The organism is Plantibacter sp. 2H11-2, assembly GCF_050031945.1.
Taxonomy (GTDB): domain Bacteria; phylum Actinomycetota; class Actinomycetes; order Actinomycetales; family Microbacteriaceae; genus Plantibacter; species Plantibacter auratus.
This window is the reverse complement of record NZ_JBNBBL010000003.1, coordinates 238,527-257,140: the sequence shown is the minus strand read 5'-3', so window position 1 is coordinate 257,140 and position 18,614 is coordinate 238,527. Positions and strand designations below refer to the sequence as shown.

Annotated in this window: 17 protein-coding genes and 2 tRNA genes; 16 read left to right on the top strand and 3 right to left on the bottom strand. The window is 69.7% G+C overall.

Features of this window, described 5'->3' with window-relative positions; all coding sequences use genetic code 11:
• Positions 1–10 precede the first annotated feature (10 nt).
• The 16 genes from rpe to ACQG07_RS08880 all read left to right on the top strand — a co-directional run bounded on the left by rpe (position 11) and on the right by ACQG07_RS08880 (position 17,915).
• Positions 11–679, top strand: coding sequence for a ribulose-phosphate 3-epimerase (rpe, locus tag ACQG07_RS08955; protein WP_079705936.1), 669 nt, complete (start codon positions 11–13; stop codon positions 677–679).
• A gap of 65 nt (positions 680–744) precedes the next feature.
• On the top strand, positions 745–1,008 hold the full coding sequence (locus ACQG07_RS08950; protein WP_064293847.1) for a phosphoribosyl-ATP diphosphatase: 264 nt from the start codon (positions 745–747) through the stop codon (positions 1,006–1,008).
• Positions 1,009–1,084: 76 nt separating this feature from the next.
• The gene (gene hisG / locus ACQG07_RS08945) at positions 1,085–1,924 is read left to right on the top strand and encodes an ATP phosphoribosyltransferase (RefSeq protein WP_426738052.1); all 840 of its coding nucleotides are present in this window, start codon (positions 1,085–1,087) and stop codon (positions 1,922–1,924) included.
• A 47-nt stretch (positions 1,925–1,971) separates the two neighbouring features.
• Positions 1,972–2,736 (top strand): imidazole glycerol phosphate synthase subunit HisF, encoded by a 765-nt coding sequence (gene hisF / locus ACQG07_RS08940; protein WP_192004902.1) that lies wholly within the window; start codon positions 1,972–1,974, stop codon positions 2,734–2,736.
• Complete coding sequence (gene hisI / locus ACQG07_RS08935) at positions 2,733–3,122, top strand: phosphoribosyl-AMP cyclohydrolase (protein WP_079705938.1); 390 nt, start codon at positions 2,733–2,735, stop codon at positions 3,120–3,122. Before hisF ends, hisI begins: the two co-directional genes overlap by 4 nt.
• Before the next feature lie 13 nt (positions 3,123–3,135).
• Positions 3,136–3,828 (top strand): Trp biosynthesis-associated membrane protein, encoded by a 693-nt coding sequence (locus ACQG07_RS08930; RefSeq protein WP_411558387.1) that lies wholly within the window; start codon positions 3,136–3,138, stop codon positions 3,826–3,828.
• 115 nt (positions 3,829–3,943) lie between these two features.
• Positions 3,944–4,174, top strand: coding sequence for a DUF6704 family protein (locus tag ACQG07_RS08925; protein WP_426738051.1), 231 nt, complete (start codon positions 3,944–3,946; stop codon positions 4,172–4,174).
• A 2-nt stretch (positions 4,175–4,176) separates the two neighbouring features.
• Positions 4,177–4,953 (top strand): indole-3-glycerol phosphate synthase TrpC, encoded by a 777-nt coding sequence (gene trpC / locus ACQG07_RS08920; RefSeq protein ID WP_079705941.1) that lies wholly within the window; start codon positions 4,177–4,179, stop codon positions 4,951–4,953.
• Positions 4,950–6,200 carry a tryptophan synthase subunit beta gene (trpB, locus tag ACQG07_RS08915; protein ID WP_426738050.1) on the top strand — a complete coding sequence of 417 codons (1,251 nt, stop codon included), beginning with the start codon at positions 4,950–4,952 and terminating at the stop codon, positions 6,198–6,200. The genes trpC and trpB overlap by 4 nt, the downstream gene beginning before the upstream one ends.
• Positions 6,197–7,009, top strand: coding sequence for a tryptophan synthase subunit alpha (trpA, locus tag ACQG07_RS08910; protein ID WP_274499946.1), 813 nt, complete (start codon positions 6,197–6,199; stop codon positions 7,007–7,009). The genes trpB and trpA overlap by 4 nt, the downstream gene beginning before the upstream one ends.
• Positions 7,010–7,084: 75 nt before the next feature.
• Positions 7,085–8,098, top strand: coding sequence for a prolipoprotein diacylglyceryl transferase (lgt, locus tag ACQG07_RS08905; RefSeq protein WP_079002517.1), 1,014 nt, complete (start codon positions 7,085–7,087; stop codon positions 8,096–8,098).
• A 118-nt stretch (positions 8,099–8,216) separates the two neighbouring features.
• On the top strand, positions 8,217–12,779 hold the full coding sequence (gene gltB / locus ACQG07_RS08900; protein WP_426738049.1) for a glutamate synthase large subunit: 4,563 nt from the start codon (positions 8,217–8,219) through the stop codon (positions 12,777–12,779).
• Entirely contained in the window at positions 12,772–14,229 is a 1,458-nt protein-coding gene (locus ACQG07_RS08895; protein WP_426738048.1) for a glutamate synthase subunit beta, read from the top strand. Before gltB ends, ACQG07_RS08895 begins: the two co-directional genes overlap by 8 nt.
• 92 nt (positions 14,230–14,321) lie before the next feature.
• Positions 14,322–15,737, top strand: a complete 1,416-nt coding sequence (gene pyk / locus ACQG07_RS08890) for a pyruvate kinase (protein ID WP_079705946.1) — start codon at positions 14,322–14,324, stop codon at positions 15,735–15,737.
• 114 nt (positions 15,738–15,851) lie between these two features.
• Positions 15,852–17,192, top strand: coding sequence for a CoA transferase (locus ACQG07_RS08885; protein ID WP_426738046.1), 1,341 nt, complete (start codon positions 15,852–15,854; stop codon positions 17,190–17,192).
• 60 nt (positions 17,193–17,252) lie between these two features.
• Entirely contained in the window at positions 17,253–17,915 is a 663-nt protein-coding gene (locus tag ACQG07_RS08880; protein WP_426738045.1) for a histidine phosphatase family protein, read from the top strand.
• Here ACQG07_RS08880 and ACQG07_RS08875 read toward each other — a convergent pair whose 3' ends face one another.
• The 3 genes from ACQG07_RS08875 to ACQG07_RS08865 all read right to left on the bottom strand — a co-directional run bounded on the left by ACQG07_RS08875 (position 17,916) and on the right by ACQG07_RS08865 (position 18,581).
• Positions 17,916–18,188 carry a hypothetical protein gene (locus tag ACQG07_RS08875; RefSeq protein ID WP_124769355.1) on the bottom strand — a complete coding sequence of 91 codons (273 nt, stop codon included), beginning with the start codon at positions 18,186–18,188 and terminating at the stop codon, positions 17,916–17,918.
• A 151-nt stretch (positions 18,189–18,339) separates the two neighbouring features.
• Positions 18,340–18,427 (bottom strand) — tRNA-Leu (locus tag ACQG07_RS08870).
• Between the two features lie 73 nt (positions 18,428–18,500).
• Positions 18,501–18,581 (bottom strand) — tRNA-Leu (locus ACQG07_RS08865).
• Positions 18,582–18,614 lie beyond the last annotated feature (33 nt).

The window sequence follows — 18,614 nt, the reverse complement described above, 5'->3', positions numbered from 1 at the left end:
GCTCGAGCACATGTCCGCGCGCATCAACCCGAGCATCCTGTCCGCCGATTTCGTGAACCTCCAGGCCGACCTGGAGCGGATCGCGAGCGCCGACCTCGTCCACGTCGACGTCATGGACAACCATTTCGTCCCGAACCTCACGTTCGGTCCGCAGATGGTCGGTCGCATCCAGGACGTGTCTCCGGTCCCGCTCGACGTCCACCTCATGATCTCGGACGTCGATCGATGGGCTCCCGGCTACGCCGAGCTCGGGGCGTTCTCGGTGACGTTCCACGCCGAGGCCACCGGCGACCCCGTCGCCCTCGCCAGACGCCTGCGTTCCATCGGGGCGCGTGCCGGGATCGCGGTGAAGCCCGGCACGCCCATCGAGCCGTACCTGGAACTCCTGCCGGAGTTCGACCAAGTGCTCGTCATGACGGTCGAACCGGGGTTCGGCGGACAGTCGTTCATGCCGGAGACCATGCCGAAGCTGCAGGCGCTGTCAGCCGAGGTCGCACGCACCGGTCTCGACGTCTGGCTCCAGGTCGACGGCGGGATCTCCGCGGACACGATCGGGATCGCGGCCGCCGCCGGTGCCGACACCTTCGTCGCGGGGTCGGCCGTCTACAGCGGTTCCGATCCGGCCTCGAACATCGCGCTGCTCCGGGCCGCCGCCGAGGCGTCGACGCACACCCACTGACGCAGCGGGCCGGTCCAGCGGGTCCGCGGTGCGCGCCGCCGCCCGGAACCGGTACCCTGGAGCACGTGAAAACCTTCGACGAGCTGTTCGACGAGCTGCGCCTGAAGGCCGAGACCCGGCCGGAGGGTTCCGGCACCGTCCGCGAACTGGACACGGGTGTGCACGGCATCGGGAAGAAGATCGTCGAGGAGGCCGCCGAGGTCTGGATGGCGGCCGAGTACCAGAGCGACACCGAGACGGCCGAGGAGATCTCCCAGCTGCTCTACCACGTGCAGGTGATGATGGTGGCGAAGGGGCTCACCCCCGCCGACGTCTACCGACATCTGTAGGAGCACGTCGCGGCGCATCCGCCGCGCCTCCTGATCACCCTGTCGAGACACCATCGCACAACACGAAAGTCACCCCATGCTGAGAGTCGCCGTGCCCAACAAGGGCTCGCTGTCCGAGACCGCCGTCGAGATGCTGCAGGAGGCCGGCTACGCGACCCGTCGCGACGCCAAGGAGCTCCACGTCGTCGACGCACGGAACGACGTCGAGTTCTTCTACCTCCGTCCGCGCGACATCGCGACCTACGTCGGTTCCGGCGCCCTGGACATCGGCATCACGGGGCGCGATCTGCTCCTGGACTCGCACTCCGCCGCGACTGAACTCGCCGAGCTGGGCTTCGGCGGGTCGACGTTCCGCTTCGCCGGTCCGGCCGACGAGTTCTCCGAGCTCTCCGATCTCGCGGGGAAGACGGTCGCCACCAGCTACCCCGGCCTCGTCGGCAACTTCCTCCGCGACGCCGGTGTGGATGCGACGCTCGTCCACCTCGACGGTGCGGTCGAGTCGGCGGTCCAGCTCGGGGTCGCGGACGCGGTGGCCGATGTCGTGTCCACCGGCACGACCCTCCGGAAGGCCGGCCTCGGCATCTTCGGCCCGGTGATCCTCGACTCCACCGCCGTGCTCATCGCGTCGCCGGAGACGAAGCCCACCACCGCGACGCTCATCCGCCGACTGCAGGGCGTCCTCGTCGCGCGGCAGTACGTGCTCGTCGACTACGACCTCCCGGTCCGGCTGCTCGAGCAGGCGACCGCCGTCGCCGGTGGCATCGAGTCGCCGACGATCTCGCCGCTCCGCGACCCCGAGTGGGTGGCGGTCCGGGTCATGATCCCTCGCGGCGACGCGAACGACGTCATGGACCGCCTCTACGAGCTCGGCGCACGCGCCATCCTCGTCACGGCCATCCACGCCGCCCGACTCTGAATCGCCCGTCCCTCACCACCCGTCCCAGTCGCTCTGCGGAGGCCTCCGTGTCACTCGCCACCCGAGTCATCCCCTGTCTCGACGTCGCCGACGGGCGCGTCGTGAAGGGCGTCAACTTCCTCGACCTCCGCGACGCCGGCGACCCCGTCGAACTCGCGAAGCGCTACGCCGAGCAGGGCGCGGACGAACTGACCTTCCTCGACGTCACGGCCACCGTCGCCGAACGCGACACCACCTACGACCTCGTCAGCCGGACCGCCGAGCAGGTCTTCATCCCGCTCACGGTCGGCGGCGGGGTCCGCTCGACCCAGGACGTCTCCCGGCTGCTGGCCAGCGGGGCGGACAAGGTCGGCGTGAACAGCGCCGCGATCGGCCGACCGGAGTTGCTGGGGGAGATCGCCGACCGCTTCGGCGCTCAGGTCCTCGTCCTCTCCCTGGACGTGAAGCGACACGCCGGCAGCGCATCCGGATGGATCGTCACGACACACGGCGGCCGACGTGAGACCGAACTCGACGCGCTCGCCTGGGCCTCCGAGGCGATCGACCGCGGTGCGGGCGAGCTGTTGGTGAACTCGATCGACGCCGACGGCACCAAGGCCGGGTTCGACACCGAGCTCATCAGCGCCATGCGCGAGATCAGCCGGGTTCCGGTCATCGCGTCAGGGGGAGCAGGCCGCCTCGCCGACTTCCCACCCGCGATCGCCGCGGGGGCCGACGCCGTCCTCGCTGCGAGCGTCTTCCACAACGGCGAGTTGACGATCGGGCAGGTCAAACAGGAACTCGCCGACGCCGGCTGGACGGTGCGGGCATGAGCGCGGACATCACCATCCCGGTGGGCGCCGATCCGGAGACCGCGATCGGGCAGCTCACCTTCGACGCGCAGGGCCTGCTCCCCGCGATCGTGCAGCAGTGGGACTCCCGCGAGGTGCTCATGCTCGGCTGGATGGACGCCGAGGCCGTCCGCCGGACGATGACCGAGGGTCGGGTCACCTACTGGTCCCGCTCACGACAGGAGTACTGGCGCAAGGGGGACACCTCCGGACACGTGCAGTTCGTCCGGGCGCTCGCCTACGACTGCGACGGGGATACCCTGTTGGTGGAGGTCGATCAGCACGGCGCTGCCTGCCACACGGGCACACGCAGCTGTTTCGACGGCCGGAGCCTCGACGTCGTCGCAGCGCCATCGCCGACACCATGAATCGAGTTGGAGCATGACCGAGAGCACTGCAGCACCCCAGTCCGGGCCGGTGGAGCCGCCGAGGCGCGACGAACCGTCCGAGGCTGACGAGCTCGAGTCACGAGCTCTGCGCAGTCGTCAGCGCCGCCTGAAGACCCTGCTCCTCGTCACCGCCGTCCTCGCCGACGCGCTCATCCTCGCGGCGTGGACCCAGACCTGGCTCTCGATCAGCCTCGTTGGCGTCGGCCCACACTCCGGCGCGCTCGACGTGGTCGGCTCCGTCGCCGCTCCCGCCCTGTCCGCACTCGCCCTCGCCGGTCTCGCCCTCGTCGCCGCGCTGGCGATCGCCGGGCCGGTGTTCCGCATCATCCTCGGCCTGCTGGAGGCCGTGATCGGCGCCTGCGTCATGATCTCGTCGATCGCCGTGCTCGCCTCGCCGGCGACCGCGGGCGCGGCGGCCGTGACCGAGGCCACGGGCGTCGCCGGGAGCCAGTCGACCATCGACCTCGTCGCGGCGACCACGCTCACCGCCTGGCCGGCGATCACCCTGGTGCTCGGCGTCGTGCTCGCACTCGCCGGGCTCGCGACCGTGCTCACCCACCGCCGGTGGCCCGGTCCGTCGAAGAAGTACCAGACCGTCCGGTTCACGCAGGTCGAGACGGCCCCGAGCGCCGACCCGGTTGGCGCCTGGGACGACCTCAGCCGCGGCGACGACCCGACGCGCTGACCGCTCCGCCGACCCCCGACGGCACCCCGGGCCACCTGGGAACTCGTGGCCCACGCACGGAACCGCGCGCCGGTTGCCGGTACACTGGAACCCGCACTCGCACAGAAGGAGAACCATGAGCACCGACCCCTCGGACCCCGGCCACGGACACTCGCCCGCCGCCTGGACGGCCGTGATCATCATGTTGGTCGCGTTCGCCGCCGGTACGGTCTTCTTCTGGCTCGACATGCCCGTCCTCGTCTGGGCCTCCGCCGGCGTCCTCCTCCTCGGGTGGATCACGGGCGGCGTCCTCTCCAAGGCGGGTTACGGCGTCGGCGGGTCCAAGACCGTGGCGAAAGAGCACTGAACATGCTCGCCGACCTGATGGCCGGCGCGAAGGAGGACGCTCTCGGGCGCCTCGCGGGCCGTCCGGCTGCAGTCGTCGAAGCCGCTGCTGTCGACGCCCCTCCGGCCATCGACGCCCTCGCTGCGCTCGCCCCGGCCGACCAGGTCAAGATCATCGCCGAGGTCAAGCGGTCCAGTCCGTCCCGCGGCGCGCTGGCCGACATCCCCGACCCGGCGCTCCTCGCCTCGCTCTACGAGCAGGGTGGTGCCAGCGCGGTCAGCGTGCTGACCGAGGGCCGGAAGTTCGGCGGTTCGCTGCAGGACCTCGAGGCCGTCCGTGCCGCGATCCGCATCCCGGTCCTGCGCAAGGACTTCATCTCCTTGCCGTACCAGGTGTTCGAAGCCCGGGCATCCGGCGCCGACCTGGTCCTCCTGATCGTCGCCGGACTCGATCAGGCCACCCTGTCGTCGCTGCATGAACTCGTCGTGCAGCTCGGCATGACCCCGCTGGTCGAGACCCATTCCGCCGACGAGCTGGCCAGAGCGAGCGACATCGGCGCGCGGCTCATCGGTGTCAACGCGCGGAACCTCAGCACCTTCGAACTCGACCAACACCTCTTCGGATCGTTGACCGACCGTTTCCCCGCCGACGCCGTCAAGGTGGCCGAGTCCGCTGTGCTCCGCGCCGCCGACGTCGCCGCCTACCGACGTGACGGCGCCGACGTCGTCCTGGTCGGCGAGGCGCTCGTCACCGGCGACCCCGTCGCCACCCTCGAACAGTTCCTGGGAGCCACCGCATGACCATGTCACCAGCCACCCCCGCCCACGCGGAACCGACGCACCTCCGAGACGAAGCAGGTCCGTTCTTCGGCGACTTCGGCGGACGCTACATGCCGGAGGCGCTCATCGCCGCGGTCGACGAGCTCGCGACGGCCTACGAGGCCGCCAAGGCCGACGAGAGCTTCCAGGCCGAGCTGACGACGCTGCTCCGCGACTACGCCGGCCGCCCGTCGATCATCACCGAGGTGCCACGCTTCGCCGCATCGGCCGGTGGTGCGCGCATCTTCCTCAAGCGCGAGGACCTCAACCACACCGGCTCGCACAAGATCAACAACGTCCTGGGCCAGGCGCTCCTCACGAAGCGCATCGGCAAGACCCGCGTCATCGCCGAGACGGGGGCCGGTCAGCACGGTGTGGCCACGGCCACGGCGGCCGCACTCTTCGGCCTCGACTGCACCATCTACATGGGCGAGGTCGACACCGAGCGCCAGGCGCTCAACGTCGCCCGCATGCGGCTCCTCGGCGCGACCGTGATCCCCGTCACGACGGGGTCGCGGACCCTGAAGGACGCCATCAACGAGGCGTACCGCGACTGGGTCGCGTCGGTCGAGACCACGAACTACATCTTCGGCACCGCGGCGGGCCCACACCCGTTCCCGGTCATGGTCCGCGACTTCCAGAAGATCATCGGAGAAGAGGCCCGCGCACAGCTCCTCGAGCTGAACGGTTCACTTCCCGACGCGGTCGTCGCCTGCGTCGGTGGCGGCTCCAACGCCATCGGTATCTTCCACGCCTTCCTCGACGACGCGGAGGTCGCGCTCTACGGAGTGGAGGCTGCCGGCGACGGCGTCGACACCCCTCGGCACGCCGCGTCCATCGGCCGCGGTCGTCCGGGTGTCCTGCACGGTGCCCGCACCTTCGTCCTGCAGGACGACGACGGCCAGACCGTCGAGTCCCATTCCATCTCCGCCGGCCTCGACTACCCGGGCGTCGGACCGGAGCACGCCTGGCTCGCCGACACCGGGCGGGCGACGTACGTCCCCGCGACGGACGCCGAGGCGATGGAGGCCTTCCGGCTCCTGAGCCGCACCGAGGGGATCATCCCGGCGATCGAGTCCGCCCACGCACTTGCCGGGGCCATCGTCCTCGGCAAGGAGCTGGGCCCCGAGGCGACCATCCTGATCAACCTCTCCGGGCGCGGAGACAAGGACGTCGAGACGGCTGCCACCTACTTCGGACTCCTCGACGAAGCCGGGCGGAACGCATGACCGCCCCGGCCACCGACCACACGACGGTCTCACCGGTCGCCTCGGCGATCGACGCCGCCGCCGTCGACCGCCGCGGCGCCCTCATCGGGTACCTCCCCGTCGGGTTCCCCGACCTCCAGACGAGTATCGACGCCGCCATCGCGCTCGCGCAGAACGGCGTCGACGTACTCGAGCTCGGCGTGCCCTACTCCGACCCCGTGATGGACGGAGCGGTCATCCAGGCTGCGACCATGACCGCCCTCGCGGAGGGGTTCCGGTTGCGCGACGTCTTCACGGCGATCAGCGCCATCCGCGCCGCCGTGGACGTCCCGATCCTCGTCATGACGTACTGGAACCCGGTGCTGCAGTACGGCGTCGAGCGCTTCGCCTCCGACCTCGCCGCGGCCGGCGGAGCCGGGCTCATCACCCCCGACATCACCCCCGACGCCGCGGCGGACTGGCTGGACGCCAGTGAACGCCACGGTCTCGACCGGGTCTTCCTGGCAGCACCGACCTCGAGCGACGAGCGCCTGTCGCTCGTGACCGAGCGCTCCCGCGGCTTCGTGTACACCGTCTCCACGATGGGCATCACCGGTGCCCGGCAGGACCTCGACGCGGCCGCGAAGACCCTCGTCGGTCGTCTCCGCACGGCGGGGGCACAGCACGCGTGCGTCGGCATCGGCATCTCGACCGCGGAGCAGGTCCGCTCGGTCCTCGAGTACGCCGACGGAGCCATCGTCGGCTCCGTCTTCGTCAAGGCTCTCGCCGACGGCGGCGTCCCGGCGATCACCGAGGTCGCCCGTTCACTCGCGGCCGGCACCGCCCGCTGAGGGTATCCTCACCACGTCCGCGATGCTGAAAGCCGTACACTCGATCAGAGTTCGTAACGAAAGGCGACCACTGCAGTGATTGCACCCCTCAGCATCCCGAGCCCGAACCCGGACATCGCGACCTTCAGCGTGGGCCCGTTCACGGTGCACATGTACGCGCTCTGCATCATCGCCGGGATCATCGCCGCCACCATCCTCACCTCCCGCCGGCTGACGAAGCGCGGTGCCGAGCCGGGCATCGTGCTCGACATCATCCTGTGGGCCATCCCCTTGGGGATCATCGGTGCGCGGATCTTCCACGTCCTGACCCACCCCGGCGACTACTTCTACCCGGGTGCCGACCTCCTGCGGACGCTCTACATCTGGGAGGGCGGCATCGCGATCTTCGGTTCGCTCATCGGTGGAGCGGTCGGCGCCTACATCGGCTGCCGCATGACCGGGATCCGGTTCTGGACCTTCGCCGACGCCCTCGCGCCCGGCCTGCTGCTCGCCCAGGCGTTCGGTCGCCTCGGCAACTACTTCAACCACGAGCTCTACGGGCTCCCCACGGACCTGCCCTGGGGCCTCGAGATCGAGGCCAGCAACCCCGCGTTCCCGATCGGTCTGCCCGCCGGCACGCTGTTCCACCCCACGTTCCTGTACGAGATCATCTGGAACCTGCTGGGGGTGGCCGTCATCCTCTGGATCGGACACCGCTTCAACCCGCAGTGGGGCCGCCTGTTCGGTGTCTACCTCATCTGGTACGGCGCCGGTCGCACGGTCTGGGAGACCATCCGGATCGACCCGAGCGAGTACCTCTTCGGCATCCGCGCCAACGTCTGGGCCGCGATCCTCGCGATCGTCGTCGGACTCGCGATCATCGTCATCCAGTCGCGTCGCCACACGGGTGCCGAGCCGTCGCCGTACGTCCCCGGCCGTTCCTGGGCCGATCCGAAGGCTGCGGTAGACTACTACGACACCGACGCGGAGAACCTGGGGCTGCGCAGTGCCTCCGCCGACGACGATGCCGACGGATCAGACCGCACTGCGTCATCCACTCCGTCGTCCGAAGCCACGGTCGCCACAAGCAAGACCGGCTCTCGCTCCTAGGCTGAACGCACCCTCGTCGGCCCGGTGGATCCCGGCTCAGCAGGGGATCCATCACCCGTTTCGTCCCAGGGCCAGCGACGTCCCCCTTCTGATCCCCTTTCGTGAGGACGGTAATTCCATGGCGCATGCACCGTACGCTTCGTTCAGCTCGGTTCCGCCCAAGCAGGGCATGTACGACCCGGCGAACGAGAAGGACGCCTGTGGCCTGGCGATGGTCGCGACCCTGACGGGCGAGGCCTCGCACAGCATCATCGACGCGGCGCTCGGTTCGCTCCGCAACCTGGAGCACCGCGGCGCGATCGGATCCGACGCCGGGACCGGCGACGGCGCTGGCATCCTCACCCAGATGCCCGACGCCTTCCTGCGCGGCGTCGCCGGATTCGACCTGCCGCCGCTCGGTGCGTACGCCGTGGGCATCGCCTTCCTGCCCACCGACGCCTCAGAGCGCGCACAGCTCCAGACGCGCATCGCCGCGATCGCCGCGGAGGAGGAACTCACCGTCCTCGGCTGGCGCGAGGTGCCGGTCGACCCCGACGAGCTGGGGAAGCTCGCCCGTGCGGCCATGCCGGCGTTCGAGCAACTGTTCGTCACCGGGTCCGGCGCCTCCACGCCGACCGGGATCGCCCTCGACCGACTCGCCTTCCGGCTCCGGAAGCGGGCGGAGCGCGAGCTCGGGGCGTACTTCATCTCCCTGTCGAGCCGCACGCTCGTCTACAAGGGCATGGTCACGACGCTCCAGCTCGAACCGTTCTACCCCGACCTGTCCGACGAGCGGTTCGCGACCAAGCTCGCCATCGTCCACTCGCGGTACTCCACCAACACGTTCCCGTCCTGGCCGCTCGCCCAGCCGCTGCGCATGATGGCGCACAACGGCGAGATCAACACGGTCGAGGGCAACCGCAACTGGATGCGCGCGCGGCAGTCGCAGCTCGAGTCCGAGCTCATCGGCGACATCCGCCCGTTGCTCCCCATCATCACGCCCGGAGCGAGCGACTCCGCCTCGTTCGACGAGGTCCTGGAGCTGCTGACGCTGACCGGACGGTCCCTCCCGCACGCCATGATGATGATGGTGCCCGAGGCCTGGGAGAAGCAGACCGGGCTGTCGCAGGAGCGACGCGACTTCTACGAGTTCAACTCCATGCAGATGGAACCGTGGGACGGTCCGGCCGCCCTCACCTTCACGGACGGCTCACTCGTCGGCGCGACCCTGGACCGGAACGGCCTGCGTCCCGGTCGCTGGCTGGAGACGACCGACGGCCTCGTCGTCCTGGGTAGCGAGATCGGCGTCCTCGACGTCGACCCGAGCCGGGTCAAGCGCAAGGGCCGCCTGCGCCCCGGAAAGATGTTCCTTGTCGACACCGAGGCCGGGCGGATCATCGAGGACGACGAGATCAAGGACGAGCTCTCGGCTTCGGCGCCCTGGGGCGACTGGCTCGACGCCGGACGCATCAACCTGAGCGACCTGCCGGAGCGCGAGCACATCGTGCACACGCCGGCATCCGTCACTCGCCGTCAGCGGACCTTCGGGTACACCGAGGAGGAGGTGCGCATCCTCCTGCAGCCCATGGGCCAGAACGGTGCGGAGCCGCTCGGCGCGATGGGGTCGGACACCCCGATCGCGGTGCTCTCCGACCGCCCTCGGCTCCTGTTCGACTACTTCGTGCAGCAGTTCGCCCAGGTCACCAACCCGCCGCTCGACTCGATCCGCGAGGAGGTCGTCACCTCGCTGAAGCTCGGGCTCGGCCCGGAGCGCAACCTCCTCTCGTGGGGCCCCGAGCACGCCAAGCAGGTCGTCCTCGACTTCCCGGTCATCGACAACGACGAGCTCGCCAAGATCCAGCACATCGACCCGAACCCGGCGAGCCCGCTGACGACGACCGTCAAGGCGCTGTACCGCGTCGAGGACGGCTCGGCCGGACTCGAGACGCGCCTGCGCGAGATGTGCGACGAGGTCGACCAGGCGATCCTCGCCGGCTCGGAGTTCATCGTCCTGAGCGATCGTGACTCGAACTCCGACCTCGCGCCGATCCCGTCGCTGCTCTCGCTCGCCGCCGTGCACCACCACCTGATCCGCGCCGAGAACCGGATGAAGGTCGGGCTCGTCGTCGAGGCCGGCGACGTGCGCGAGGTCCACCACGTCGCGCTGCTCATCGGCTACGGCGCCTCCGCGATCAACCCGTACCTGGCCATGGAGAGCTGCGAGGACCTCGTCCGCAGCGGCCTCATCCAGGGCGTCACCCGCGAGCAGGCCGTCAAGAACGTCATCAAGGCGCTCGGCAAGGGCGTACTCAAGATCATGTCGAAGATGGGCATCTCCACGGTGTCCTCCTACGCCGGAGCACAGGCCTTCGAGGCCGTCGGCCTGAGCCAGCAGCTCGTCGACAGCTACTTCACCGGTACGGAGACGAAGCTCGGCGGTGTCGGCATCGAGGTGATCGCCGAGGAGAACGCGAAGCGTCACCGGTACGCCTACCCCGAGGACGCCGCATCGACGGCCCACGAGCGCCTGCAGTCGGGCGGCGAGTACCAGTGGCGTCGCGACGGTTCGCCGCACCTCTTCAACCCGGAGACGGTCTTCAAGCTGCAGCACGCGACCAAGACGCGCCGGTACGACATCTTCCGCGAGTACACCCACATGGTCGACTCCCAGGCGGCGCAGCTCATGACGCTCCGCGGGATGTTCACGCTCCGCGCCGGTGCCCGCCCGCCCGTCCCGCTCGACGAGGTCGAGTCGGTCGAGTCGATCGTGAAGCGGTTCTCGACCGGGGCGATGAGCTACGGTTCCATCTCGCGCGAGGCGCACGAGACGCTGGCGATCGCGATGAACAGCATCGGTGCCAAGTCGAACACGGGTGAGGGCGGCGAGGACGTCGACCGGCTCCTCGACCCGACGCGCCGCAGCGCGATCAAGCAGGTCGCCTCCGGCCGGTTCGGCGTGACGAGCATGTACCTCACGCACGCCGACGACATCCAGATCAAGCTCGCCCAGGGCGCGAAGCCCGGTGAGGGCGGGCAGTTGCCGCCGACGAAGGTCTACCCGTGGGTGGCGCGGACGCGGCACGCCACGGCGGGCGTCGGGCTGATCTCGCCGCCGCCGCACCACGACATCTACTCCATCGAAGACCTCAAGCAGCTCATCTTCGACCTGAAGCGCGCGAACCCGAAAGCCCGGATCCACACCAAGCTGGTGAGCCAGTCCGGCATCGGTGCGGTGGCCGCGGGCGTCGCGAAGGCGCTCTCGGACGTCATCCTCGTCTCCGGTCACGACGGCGGAACCGGCGCGAGCCCGTTGAACTCCCTGAAGCACGCGGGCACACCGTGGGAGCTGGGCCTCGCTGAGACGCAGCAGACCCTCATGCTCAACAACATGCGCGACCGCGTCGTGGTGCAGGTCGACGGTCAGATGAAGACCGGACGCGACGTCGTCATCGGCGCACTGCTCGGCGCGGAGGAGTTCGGCTTCGCGACGGCACCGCTCGTCGTCTCCGGGTGCGTCATGATGCGCGTGTGCCACCTCGACACCTGCCCGGTCGGCGTCGCGACGCAGAACCCGGTGCTGCGCGAGCGGTTCACCGGCAAGCCGGAGTTCGTCGTGAACTTCTTCGAGTTCATCGCCCAGGAGGTGCGCGAGTACCTCGCCGAGCTCGGGTTCCGGACGCTCGAGGAGGCGATCGGCCACAACGAACTGATCGACGCCGACCGGGCGATCGACCATTGGAAGGCGTCCGGGCTCGACCTGGCCCCGGTCCTCGTGGGTCCCGTCTTCGCCGACGACGAGCCGCGGATCAACCGCCGGCCGCAGGAGCACGAGCTCGAGAAGCACTTCGACCAGCAGCTCATCACGGCCGCCTCGGACGTGCTCGAACACGGCGGCCACTTCTCGGTCGACCTGCCCATCCGCAACACGGAGCGGGCGGTCGGCACCATGCTCGGCCACGAGGTCACCAGACGACACGGCGAGAACGGGCTCCCGGCAGGGAGCATCGACATCACCCTGCGTGGCTCGGCCGGGCAGTCCTTCGGTGCGTTCCTCCCCGGCGGCATCGCCCTGCGGCTCATCGGCGACTCGAACGACTACGTCGGCAAGGGCCTGTCCGGTGGACAGATCGTCGTCCGGCCATCCGAGCGCGCAGCCTTCGCGCCCGAGGAGAACGTGATCGCCGGCAACGTCATCGGCTACGGCGCGACCCAGGGCACCATGTTCCTGAGCGGGATCGTCGGCGAGCGGTTCCTGGTGCGCAACTCCGGCGCCACGGCGGTCGTCGAAGGCGTCGGTGACCACGCGCTCGAGTACATGACGGGTGGTCTCGCCGTCATCCTGGGTCAGACCGGCCGGAACCTCGGCGCGGGCATGTCCGGCGGCACGGCCTACGTGTTCGACCTCGAACGCGACCAGGTCAACCGCGACTCCCTCGCATCGGGGGAGCTCACCCTGTCCGAACTCGACAGTGCCGACGCCGAGATCGTCCGCGACCTCCTCGAGCGGCACGTCGTGGAGACCGGTTCTCCGCTGGCCGGGCGCCTGCTCGCCGACATCGAGGACTCACTCGCCCGCTTCGTCAAGGTCCTGCCGCGTGACTACGCGGCAGTCCTGGCGACCCGACAGACCGCACTCGACGAGGGGCTCGACCCCGACGGCGACATCGTATGGAACCGAATCCTGGAGGTGACCGGTGGCTGATCCCAAGGGATTCCTGAAGGTACCGGAGCGCGAGCTCCCGAAGCGCCGGCCTGTGCCGGTCCGCATCATGGACTGGAAAGAGGTCTACGAGCAGAGCGACCCCGCGACCGTCCGCAAGCAGGCTGGTCGCTGCATGGACTGCGGCATCCCGTTCTGCCATCAGGGCTGCCCGCTGGGCAACCTCATCCCGGAGTGGAACGACCTCATGTGGCGAGGCGAGGGACGCTCGGCCATCGAGCGGCTGCACGCCACGAACAACTTCCCGGAGTTCACGGGTCGTCTCTGCCCGGCGCCGTGCGAGAGTTCGTGCGTGCTGGGCATCAACCAGCCCGCCGTGACCATCAAGCAGGTCGAGGTGTCGATCATCGACCAGGCGTTCGCCAACGGGTGGGTCGAGTCCCACCCGCCGGAGCGGCTGACGGGCAAGACGGTCGCCGTCGTCGGTTCCGGTCCGGCCGGCCTCGCCGCGGCCCAGCAGCTGACGCGTGCGGGGCACACGGTCGCGGTCTACGAGCGCGACGACCGCATCGGTGGTCTGCTGCGCTACGGCATCCCCGACTTCAAGATGGAGAAGAAGCACCTCGACATCCGGCTGAAGCAGATGCAGGACGAGGGCACCCGGTTCCGCGCCGGTGTGAACATCGGGGTCGACATCAGCTGGGACGAGCTTCGCGCCCGCTACGACGCCGTCGTCATCGCCACCGGTGCCATGGTGCCGCGCGACCTCCCGATCCCCGGTCGTGACTTCTCCGGGGTCCACTTCGCGATGGAGTACCTCGTGCAGGCCAACCGCGTCGGCGCCGGCGACATGGTCTCCGACCAGATCACGGCGGAGGACAAGCACGTGGTGGTCCTCGGCGGCGGCGACACCGGTGCCGACTGTATCGGCACGGCGCACCGTCAGGGTGCCGCCTCCGTCACGAACCTCGCCATCGGCACGCAGCCGGCGGGGGAGCGGCCCGAGCACCAGCCGTGGCCCATGATGCCGACGCTCTTCGAGGTCGCGAGTGCGCACGAAGAGGGCGGCAACCGCGAGTACCTGGTGTCGACCGTCGAGTTCCTCGCCAACGAGGCCGGCGAGGTGCGGGCGATCCGCGTCGCCGAGACGGAGTTCGTCGACGGCCGTCGCGTGCCGAAGAGCGGCACCGAGCGGGAGATCCCCGCCGACCTCGTCCTGCTCGCACTCGGGTTCACGGGCCCGGAGGGCGAGACCCTCGAGTCGCAGTTCAAGCTCCCCTTCACCGGGCGCGGCAACGTGGCACGGGAGCACGACTACCAGACCAACCAGCCCGGCGTGTTCGTCGCGGGTGACGCCGGTCGTGGCCAGTCCCTCATCGTCTGGGCGATCGCCGAGGGCCGCGCTGCGGCGTCGGCCGTCGACCAGTACCTCGAGGGTGAGACCCAGCTTCCCTTCCCGGTCCGTCCCACGGACCAGCCCATCTCCCTCTAGGCTTTCAGGCGGACGACAAGCGTCGGACGCATCATGCCGAGCAGTGAGTACCGAAGCGCCTCGTGCGCAGAAACCATGGAGAACACACACACATGAGACGAGCCAAGATCGTCGCAACGCTGGGGCCTGCAGTCTCCAGCTATGAGAACATCCGGGCCATCATCGATGCGGGGGTCGATGTCACCCGGATGAACCTGAGCCACGGCAGCTACGACGTGCACGAGGCCATCTACGCCAACGTGCGCAAGGCCACCGAGGACTCCGGCCGTGCCGTCGCCGTCCTGGTCGACCTGCAGGGCCCGAAGATCCGCCTCGGCAAGTTCGAGGGCGGCCCGTACGACCTCGCCGTCGGCGACATCTTCAAGATCACCATCGAGGACATCCTCGGTACCAAGGAGATCTCCTCGACGACGTTCAAGGGCCTGCCCCAGGACGTCAAGCCGGGCGACTTCCTCCTGATCGACGACGGCAAGGTCAAGGTCGAGGTCGTTGAAGCGGACGACACCGTCGTGACCACTCGCGTCATCGTCGCCGGCCCCGTGTCGAACAACAAGGGCATCAACCTCCCCGGTGTCGCCGTCAACGTCCCCGCGCTCAGCGAGAAGGACGAAGCGGACCTCCGATGGGGACTGCGTCTCGGCGCCGACCTCATCGCCCTGTCCTTCGTGCGCGACGCGGCCGACATCGACCGCGTCCACGAGATCATGGCGGAGGAGGGCCGCAAGGTCCCCGTGATCGCCAAGATCGAGAAGCCGCAGGCCGTCGAGAACCTCGAGAGCATCGTCGAGGCGTTCGACGCGATCATGGTCGCCCGTGGCGACCTCGGCGTCGAGCTCCCGCTCGAGGCCGTCCCGATCGTGCAGAAGCGCGCGGTGGAGCTCGCCCGCCGCATGGCGAAGCCGGTCATCGTCGCGACGCAGATGCTCGAGTCGATGATCTCCAGCCCCATCCCGACCCGCGCGGAGACCTCCGACGTCGCGAACGCGGTGCTGGACGGTGCTGACGCGGTCATGCTCAGTGGCGAGACGAGTGTCGGCGCCTACCCGGTGATCACGGTGCAGACCATGGCCCGGATCGTCGAGTCGACCGAGATCCACGGTCTCGACCGCGTTCCGCCGCTCGGCACGAAGCCGCGCACCCAGGCCGGAGCGATCACGTTGGCGGCCGTCGAGGTGGCGGACTTCGTCGAGGCGAAGTTCCTCTGCGTCTTCACGGAGTCGGGCGAGTCGGTCCGCCGAATGGCCCGTCTCCGCAACCGGATCCCGATCCTGGCGTTCACGCCCGACCCGGCCATCCGTCGTCGGATGGCGCTGAACTGGGGCGTCGAGTCCTTCGTCGTCGAGCGCGTCACGCACACCGACCAGATGGTCGCCCAGGTGGACGAGGTCCTCGTCGCCACGGGCAAGGCCGCCGTCGGTGAGCCGGTCATCATCATCTCCGGTTCCCCTCCCGGCATCCCCGGGACGACGAACGACATCCGCGTCCACAAGGTGGGCGACGTCCTCTAGTCGTCGACAGCAGCGAAGGCCGTGGTCCTCCCGTACGGGGACCACGGCCTTCGTCGTCCGCCGGGGGTGCGGTGGCACCGCGATTCCGGGCGCCGTGGGTCTAGCCTGATCCCCATGAACCGTTCCGTCCTCGTCGACGACACCCTCCGCAGCGCAGTGGGCCTGGAGCCGGGAGGCGTCGACCGTGAGGCGACCGGGTCGGCGGGACTCCTGGCCTCCCGATTCGCGGTCCTGGAGCTCGCCGCGGTCGCCGTCGGCGCCGTGGAGGATGCCGCCGACCGACTCCGCATCGCCCTCGGATACGAGCCGATGCACACGGCTCTCGACCTCGAGCGGATCGCCGCGGCCTACCAGAGCGACCGCCTGTTGCGGATCGACGGAGCAGCCGTGGACGCGTTCGCGCCACTGTCCGGCTTCTTCGCCGCGGCCGACGGCTGGGTGCGCACGCACGCGAACTACCCCCACCATCGTCGCCGCCTGAGCGCCATGCTCGGGATCGGCGACGAGGCCACCCGCGCAGAGCTCGCCTCGGCGATCGCCTCCCGCTCGGCTCTCGACCTGGAATCGGAGGCCGCGGGAGTCGGCGCACTCCTCGTCGCCGTCCGGAGCGCTGCCGAGTGGTCGTCCACACCACAGGCCGCCGTCGGTGATGGACCGCTCGTCAGGCGTCATGGCGGCTCCGTCGGCTCGACGATCGCCTCGCGGGTGCGGCCGACGAGGCGGCAACCCTTGCGCGGCCTCCGCGTCCTCGACCTGACGCGGGTGATCGCCGGTCCGGTGTCCACGAGGACCCTCGCGCTTCTCGGCGCGGACGTCCTGCGCGTGGATCCACCGCAGGTCCCCGAGATCCCGTGGCAGCACACCGACAGCGGCCAGGGGAAGCGGACGGCGACGCTCGACGCGTCGACACCGCGCGGCCTCGCGACACTGCAGACGCTGAGCGACGAGGCCGACATCCTGGTGACGGGGTACCGACCACACGCCCTCGAGCGCCTCGATCTGCGAGGTCGCGACGGTCTGGTCACCGGCTCCGTCGACGCCTGGGGTACGACGGGGCCCTGGGGTGATCGACGCGGTTTCGACAGCCTGGTCCAGGCCGCCACGGGCATCGCGCTGGTCGAAGGGGAGGACGGCGCCCCGGGTGCCCTGCCGGCTCAGGCGCTCGACCACAGCGCGGGATACCTGCTGGCGGCGGCCATCGTCGACGACGTGGCGGCGGTCGTCGGCGGCGGTGATGCCGGCCGGTCGTCGGTGTCGCTCGCCCGCGTCGGTGCGGCGCTCCAGCGACTGCCACGATCCGAGGGACGCCCGCCGTCGGACCTCCCGGGAGCGCGGTGCCTGGTGACCCACGGTGCGGTGACGACGGCCCGCCCCGGGCTCAGCGCCTTCGACGACCACGCGTCCCCGGCGGCGGTCCTGGGGAGCGCCGAACCGCAGTGGACCCCGCGCAGCTGATCCCGGCACACTCCGCACCGGGAGATGACCGCCGTCCGGTCGCTCGCCTACCCTGGAGGTATGCGCCTCATCCTCATCAGACACGGTCAGACCTCGTCCAACGTCGCCGGCCTGCTCGACACCGCGATCCCCGGCGCCGTCCTCACCGACCTCGGCGAGACGCAGGCGGCCGCCCTCCCCAAAGCGCTCGTGGGGGAGCGGATCGACGCGGTCTACGCCTCCACCGCGGTGCGGGCGCAACAGACCGCCGCACCCGTCGCCGAGGTCAGCGGGCTTCCCGTGACCGTCCGTGACGGACTCCGGGAGATCAGCGCCGGCGACAACGAGATGCTCGGGTCGCCCGAGGCCGTCCAGGTCTACATCGACACCATCGTGGCGTGGGCGATGGGCGACCTCGACACCCGGATGCCGGGCGGCGAGAACGGCCACGAGGTGTTCGCGCGCTTCGACGCCGTGATCGAGGAGCTCGAGGGTTCCGGACTGGAGAGCGTGGTGGTCGTGAGCCACGGAGCGATGCTCCGGTCCTGGCTCGGGCTGCGCGGGGCGAACGTCGACGGACACTTCATCGGCACGCACCCCATCACGAACACGGGCGTCATCATCGTCGGCGGGGACACGACCACCGGTTGGCGGGTCGACACGTGGACGGGCGACGCCGTCGGCGGACCGGAGCTGACGACGGAGGCCGACGGTCCGGCCGCCGCCGTCGAGCGCGGCTTCTGATCAGTTCGCGTCGTCGGCCGAGGTCGCGCCGTCCGTGAGGAACGGTCCGGGCTCTTCGCCGGGCTGACCCGGGAGTGAGCCGACGAGACGGTCGAGCTCGGCGGCGTCGACGTCGATGCCCTGGTCGCTGAGACGGTCCGCCAGCGCTGCCCGGACGTCGAGGTCGGGAGTGAGGGACCGGTCGGCCGCGACCTGCACGAGGATGCCCTGGAGCCGGTCGTCGGTGCTGGCGTCGTGGACGTCCTGGCGTGGGTCGGTGTGCTCTGCGGTCATGGTGTCGGGTCCCATCGTGTCGGACGACGTGAGGTACGCCGTGCTCTCGACGGTACGCTACGGCGTCGCCGACACCTCCCGCAGGGGCTTGCGCAAGCTGTGTCGGCAGAGCATGTTGAGTGCACCCAACTGGGACTCCACTCGTTCGCGGTACCGGTGGTGGGACTCGAACCCACACGTCTTTCGACAAAGCATGTTGAGTGCGCCCGGAGGGCTTTCCCACTCATCGCGGTACCGGTGGTGGGACTCGAACCCACACGTCTTTCGACAAAGCATGTTGAGTGGCCCGGAGGGCTTTCCCACTCATCGCGGTACCGGTGGTGGGACTCGAACCCACACGTCTTTCGACAGAGCATTTTGAGTGCTCCGCGTCTGCCATTCCGCCACACCGGCGCGTCCGCCGCACGGCGAACAGCAACCTGCATC

Bases quoted from the DNA above. Each gene is read 5' to 3' on its own strand.
- gltB (WP_426738049.1), top strand. From the start codon at position 8,217: ATGGCGCATGCACCGTACGCTTCGTTCAGCTCGGTTCCGCCCAAGCAG.
- ACQG07_RS08930 (WP_411558387.1), top strand. From the start codon at position 3,136: ATGACCGAGAGCACTGCAGCACCCCAGTCCGGGCCGGTGGAGCCGCCG.
- ACQG07_RS08875 (WP_124769355.1), bottom strand. From the start codon at position 18,188: ATGACCGCAGAGCACACCGACCCACGCCAGGACGTCCACGACGCCAGC.
- rpe (WP_079705936.1), top strand. From the start codon at position 11: ATGTCCGCGCGCATCAACCCGAGCATCCTGTCCGCCGATTTCGTGAAC.
- ACQG07_RS08925 (WP_426738051.1), top strand. From the start codon at position 3,944: ATGAGCACCGACCCCTCGGACCCCGGCCACGGACACTCGCCCGCCGCC.
- hisG (WP_426738052.1), top strand. From the start codon at position 1,085: ATGCTGAGAGTCGCCGTGCCCAACAAGGGCTCGCTGTCCGAGACCGCC.
- trpA (WP_274499946.1), top strand. From the start codon at position 6,197: ATGACCGCCCCGGCCACCGACCACACGACGGTCTCACCGGTCGCCTCG.
- trpC (WP_079705941.1), top strand. From the start codon at position 4,177: ATGCTCGCCGACCTGATGGCCGGCGCGAAGGAGGACGCTCTCGGGCGC.
- ACQG07_RS08885 (WP_426738046.1), top strand. From the start codon at position 15,852: ATGAACCGTTCCGTCCTCGTCGACGACACCCTCCGCAGCGCAGTGGGC.
- trpB (WP_426738050.1), top strand. From the start codon at position 4,950: ATGACCATGTCACCAGCCACCCCCGCCCACGCGGAACCGACGCACCTC.
- hisI (WP_079705938.1), top strand. From the start codon at position 2,733: ATGAGCGCGGACATCACCATCCCGGTGGGCGCCGATCCGGAGACCGCG.
- ACQG07_RS08880 (WP_426738045.1), top strand. From the start codon at position 17,253: ATGCGCCTCATCCTCATCAGACACGGTCAGACCTCGTCCAACGTCGCC.
- pyk (WP_079705946.1), top strand. From the start codon at position 14,322: ATGAGACGAGCCAAGATCGTCGCAACGCTGGGGCCTGCAGTCTCCAGC.